This is a genomic window from Cellulomonas iranensis NBRC 101100 = JCM 18110 (assembly GCF_001552375.1).
Lineage (GTDB): Bacteria > Actinomycetota > Actinomycetes > Actinomycetales > Cellulomonadaceae > Cellulomonas > Cellulomonas iranensis.
Genome location: NZ_BCRB01000149.1, coordinates 1 through 4,998, shown reverse-complemented (window position 1 = coordinate 4,998; position 4,998 = coordinate 1). Strand labels below are relative to the sequence as shown.

Annotated in this window: 5 protein-coding genes; 4 read left to right on the top strand and 1 reads right to left on the bottom strand. The window is 77.0% G+C overall.

Annotated features, from left to right (window positions below):
* Both CS2_RS17735 and holA read left to right on the top strand, forming a co-directional pair.
* Positions 1-1,300: ComEC/Rec2 family competence protein (locus tag CS2_RS17735; RefSeq protein ID WP_169798670.1), on the top strand; the 1,300-nt coding region annotated here is incomplete at its 5' end.
* 115 nt (positions 1,301-1,415) lie between these two features.
* A complete protein-coding gene (holA, locus tag CS2_RS17730; RefSeq protein ID WP_046528679.1) occupies positions 1,416-2,381 on the top strand; it encodes a DNA polymerase III subunit delta in 966 nt (321 codons plus the stop codon).
* Between the two features lie 125 nt (positions 2,382-2,506).
* On the opposite strand, the gene CS2_RS17725 is transcribed toward holA, so the two are convergent.
* Positions 2,507-3,274 (bottom strand): EAL domain-containing protein, encoded by a 768-nt coding sequence (locus CS2_RS17725; protein ID WP_070320963.1) that lies wholly within the window; start codon positions 3,272-3,274, stop codon positions 2,507-2,509.
* Between the two features lie 195 nt (positions 3,275-3,469).
* On the opposite strand from CS2_RS17725, the gene CS2_RS19670 reads away from it, so the two are divergent.
* Complete coding sequence (locus CS2_RS19670) at positions 3,470-3,598, top strand: hypothetical protein (RefSeq protein ID WP_255430519.1); 129 nt, start codon at positions 3,470-3,472, stop codon at positions 3,596-3,598.
* A gap of 114 nt (positions 3,599-3,712) precedes the next feature.
* Positions 3,713-4,998, top strand: a 1,286-nt coding sequence (locus CS2_RS17720; protein ID WP_070320964.1) for a helix-turn-helix domain-containing protein, incomplete at its 3' end; no start/stop codon positions are given.

Genomic DNA, 4,998 nt, shown 5'->3' with positions numbered 1-4,998 from the left:
CCTGCCGGGGCGGGTCGCCCGGGTCGCGGCGCTCGCCCTCGCGACCGCCGCGGCCGTGCTGGTCGCGGGCGGTGCGCAGCGGGCGGCGGCGGAACCCGACGTGCTCGCCGCCGCGGCCGCCCGAGGAGACGCGGTCGAGCTGGTCGGACGTGTCGGCGCAGACGCGCGCGCCGTCACCGCGGGCTCCGCGCCGCGCGAGCGCGTGACCGTCGCGGCCACCGCGGTGCGGGTCGACGGGGCGTGGCGGGCCGTCGCGGCGCCCGTGACCACGCTCGGTCCGGCCGGGCTCCCGACCGACGCGGTCGTGCGCCTGCGCGGGACGCTCGCCCCGTCCGACCGCGCGGGACGCGCGGCGGTGCGGCTGAGCGTGCGCGGGCCCGCGTCGGTCACGGCGGACCCGCGCACCGCGCACACGTGGGCGGAGCGCGTGCGTGCCGGTGCGCGGTCCGTCGCGGCTCCGCTGCCGCCTGACGTGCGCGGCCTGCTGCCCGCCGTGACGGTCGGCGACACGCGCGCCGTGCCCGAGGACCTGGTGGCGGCGATGCGCACCGCCGGGCTGACGCACGTGACGGCCGTGTCGGGCGCGCACTTCGCGATCGTGGGTGCGCTGGTCCTCGCGCTCGCCGGCGCGCTGCGGGCCCCGCTCGTGGTCCGTGCGGCCGCGGTCGCGGCGGCCGGTGGTCTGATGCTGCTCGTCGTCGGACCGCAGCCGAGCGTCGTACGGGCGGCAGTGATGGGAGGCGTCGGTCTGCTCGGGCTCGTCGTGGGACGCCGCTCCGTGGGACCCGCGGCGCTCGCCACGGCGGTCGTGGTGCTGCTGGTGGCCGACCCGTGGCTCGCCGTCGACGTGGGCTTCGGGCTGTCGGTCGCGGCGACGGCGGGCCTCGTGCTGCTCGCGCGCCCGCTCGTCGAACGGCTCGCCCCGCTGTGCGGCCGGGACGCCGCCGGCCTGCTCGCGGCACCCGTGGCCGCCCAGGTCGGGTGCCTGCCGGTCGCGCTGGCGGTGTGGCCCACGTTCGGGCCGTGGGCCGTGCTCGCCAACCTCGCCGTGGTGCCCGCGATCGCGCCCGCGACCGTGCTGGGGCTGCTCGCCGCGCTCGTCGCGACCGTGTGGCCACCCGGCGGCGCGGCGCTCGCCGCGGTCGCGGGCGCGGCGTGCTGGTGGGTGGCGGCGGTGGCGAGGTGGGTCGCGCGGCTGCCCGCCGCGGGTCTGGCGTGGTGGCCCGGTCCGGTCGGGGCCGCGAGCGCTGTCCTCGTGGTCGTGGCGGTGGCCGCGCTCGTGCGGCCCCGGCACGGGTGACCGGACGGCGCGCGGCGGTGTCGTCGGGGTCTGGCAGGCTGGACCCGTGGCAGCCCCCGCTCGTTCCTCCCGTGGCACCTCCGCGCGATCGGGTCGCGGCGGTGGCACCGCCGGGGTGCCGTGGTCGCAGGCCGAGCCTGCACCGGTCGTGCTCGTCAGCGGCGCCGAGGCGCTCCTGTCCGAGCGCGCGAGCGAGCGGATCGTCGCGCGCGTGCGCGAGACGGACCCCGACGTCGAGGTGACGCGCGTCGACGCCGCGACCTACGCGGCGGGAGAGCTCACGGTCCTCACCAGCCCGTCGCTCTTCGCCGAGGGCAAGGTCGTGCTCGTCGAGGGCGTCGAGCGCGCCGGGGACGCGCTCCTGCTCGACGCCGAGGCGTACCTCGCCGACCCTGTGCCCGACGTCGTCGTGGTGCTCCGCCACGGAGGCGGGCAGCGCGGCAAGCGCCTCCTCGACGCCGCGAAGCGGGCCCAGGTGCCGACCGTGGCGTGCGACCCCGTCAAGACCGACGCCGACAAGTCGGCGTTCGTGCAGGACGAGCTGAGGCGTGCCGGGCGCCGGGCCGACGCCCGGGGCGTGCGCGCCCTCGTCGACGCCGTGGGCTCCGACCTGCGCGAGCTCGCGGCCGCGTGCGCGCAGCTCGTCGCCGACACCACGGGCCTCATCGGCGAGGAGGCGGTGCAGCGGTACCACGGGGGGCGCGTGGAGGCCACGGGCTTCCAGGTCGCCGACGCCGCCGTCGCGGGCGACGCGGGCAAGGCCGTCGCCCTGCTGCGGCACGCGCTCGCGACGGGGCTGGACCCGGTCCCGATCGTCGCCGCCGTCGCGGCACGCCTGCGGACGCTCGCGAAGGTCGGTGCGGTCCGCGGCAGGGGAGCGGCTGCTGCGCGGGAGCTCGGCATGGCGCCGTGGCAGGTCGACCGCGCGGCGCAGGACCTGCGGCGGTGGACGCCCGAGGGTCTCGCGGTCGCCATCTCGGCGGTCGCGCAGGCCGACGCCGAGGTCAAGGGCGAGGGGCGCGACCCGCGGTTCGCGGTCGAGCGTGCCGTGCTCCGCGTCGCCGCCGCCGTCGACCGCTGAGGTCTGCGGAGGCGTCACGTCCCGGGGCGGGCGCGGGCTGCGAGCGGCTCGTCGTGCGTGCCTGCGCGTCACGGACCGCTGCGCGAGGCGTGACTCGGTGGCGTGCGGGACTCACCCGCCCGAGGTCACGGGCGGAAGGGTCGTCCGCCCTGCTGCCGCCCGGCGTCGCTGCCGACGGGCCTGTCGTCCGTCCGGTCCAGCACGCCCGCGCGCTCGATGAGGTTGCCCTGGAACAGCGTGAACCCGAGGTCGCGCGCCTGCCGCAGCTCGTCCGCGGTCTCGACGTACTCGGCCACGAGCATCGCGCCGAACGACCGCGCGACCCGCACGACGGGGTGGCCCTCGACGTCGAGGTCGCGGACGTCGACCTTGACGAAGTCGGCGTGGGGGAGCAGGCGTCGCTGCTCGGGACGGTCCGCGAACGCGGGGATCGCGATGCGGAAGCCCTCCTCCCGCAGCCGGCGCAGCCCGGCGAGGGCCGCCGCGTCGACGTCGGCGGTCGCGCTCACCTCGATGACGAGCCGGTCCGGACGGTGGGGCACCGCGAGGTCCCCGACCAGGTGGGCGCGGGGGCAGCGCACGAACAGCAGCCGCCCGTGCGCGACGCGCTCCAGGTCGGCGCGACCGAACGTGGCGCCGAGCACGTGGTCGGTGGCCTGCTCGTGCTCGAGGGGACCCCACTCCCGCGCGAGCTCGGGGTGGAGACCCGGGCCGCGGTACGACAGCTGGTAGGCGAAGGGGCGGCCGTGCGTCGAGTAGATGCCCTGGCGCGCGACGAGCACGGGCGCGTGCGCCACGTGCTCCTGCCAGGCCTGCGCGAGCGAGCGCGGGATCGCGGCGTCGACCGCCGCCCCCAGCTGCGCGAGGACCGCGTCGGGCCCGTCCGATGTCATGGGGACTATGACACCACAGGTCGCACCGTGTGATCCCTCGGCCGCCGGGTGGAATCGTGGACCACTCGTCCGGGTGAACGCAGGGTCGCGGCGACGGTGTGCCGTGTGTCACCCTGTCCGCGACGGCCCGCCTGCCTGGAGGCCCGTCGGCATCGGTTCCCAGGAGATACGTAGACACCGGACAGGAGATACGACATGAAGGCTCTGGCCAGCGCACTCGCCGCTCTCGCGGTCGTCGGCTCGCTCGCGGTCGCCACGCCCGCCGTCTCGGCGTCCGCCTCGCTCAACGGTGGAGCGAGCGGCTGCTGCAAGGACTTCCACTGATCTGATCGATCCGTGGGTCGCGGCGTCACGCACGGGCGTGGCGCCGCACCCGCGTGGACGCGCCGGGACGATGGGGTCTGGCGCACCCAGAGGTCATACGTACAATGACTTCTCATGACGACTATCGGTGACCGTGTCCGCGAGGCGCGGTTGGCCGCTGGGCTCTCCCAGACGGCCCTGGCGGGCAGCGCGTTCTCGCCCAGCTACATCTCTCTCATCGAGGCCGGGCACCGCGAGCCGACGGACGCCGCGCTCGGCGTGCTGGCCGAGCGGCTCGGCACCACGCTCGAGTTCCTCAAGCACGGCGAGGACGGCCCCAACGAGGCCCGCACGCGACTCGAGCTCGACTACGCGCGGCTGGACCTGGCCAGCGGGGACGCGGCCGGCACCGTCCAGCGGATCGGCGGGCTCGACCTCTCGGTCGTGACGCCCACGCTGCGCATCGAGGCGCACACCACGCTCGCACGCGCGCACGAGCTGCTGGGTGAGCTCGAGACCGCGATCGCGCTCCTGGAGCCGTTGCTCCTCGAGACGCAGCAGCGCCCGGACCACCTGCGCGCGGCGACCCTCACGACCGCGCTCGTGGGCTGCTACCTCGAGGCAGGGGACCTGCACCGCGCGGTCGAGGTCGGGGAGCGCACGCTCGCCGAGCTGGACGGCGCCGACCTCGTCGGCACCGACGAGCACCTGCGCCTCGCGTCGACCGTGCTGTGGGCGTACGTCGAACGGGGGGACCTGCTCTACGCGACGCACCGCGCGGCCGAGCTCGTGCGGCTCGCCGAGTCGCTCGGCACCCCCCGGGGGCGTGGCAGCGTCTACTGGAACGCCGCGCTCGTCGCGGAGCAGCGTCGCGACTACGAGCTCGCGCAGCGCTACACCGAGCGCGCGCTCGCACTGCTCTCGGAGGGTGAGCCGGACCGCGACCTGCCGCGGCTGCGCGTCAACTACGCGTGGCTCCTGCTGCGTTCGGACCCGGCGGACCCGCGTGGTGCGCTCGAGCAGATCGAGCGGGCCGAGCCGGGGCTGACGGCGGTCGGGTCGGCGCTCGACGTCGCGCGGCTGCAGGTCGAGCGCTCGCGCGCGCACCTGCTGCTCGGCGACCGTGCCGCGGCCGAGACGGACGCGCGGGCGGCGCTCGCGGGTCTGGGGGACGCGCCGCGTCTGGAGGCGGCCACGGCCCGGATCGCGCTCGGCGACGTGCTCGACGCGCAGGGCGACCACGACGGGGCGGCCGACGCGTACCAGCGCGGCGCCGACATGCTCGGCATGATGGCGGCGACCCGGCACTCGGCGGGCGTCTGGCGTGACCTGGGCGACCGGTACCTGCGGCGCGGTGACGTCGAGGCCGCGGCCCGGGCCTTCGACCGCGCGTTGCGCGAGGCCGGCTTCCAGCCGTCGGT

Bases quoted from the DNA above. Each gene is read 5' to 3' on its own strand.
- CS2_RS17725 (WP_070320963.1), bottom strand. From the start codon at position 3,274: ATGACATCGGACGGGCCCGACGCGGTCCTCGCGCAGCTGGGGGCGGCG.
- CS2_RS19670 (WP_255430519.1), top strand. From the start codon at position 3,470: ATGAAGGCTCTGGCCAGCGCACTCGCCGCTCTCGCGGTCGTCGGCTCG.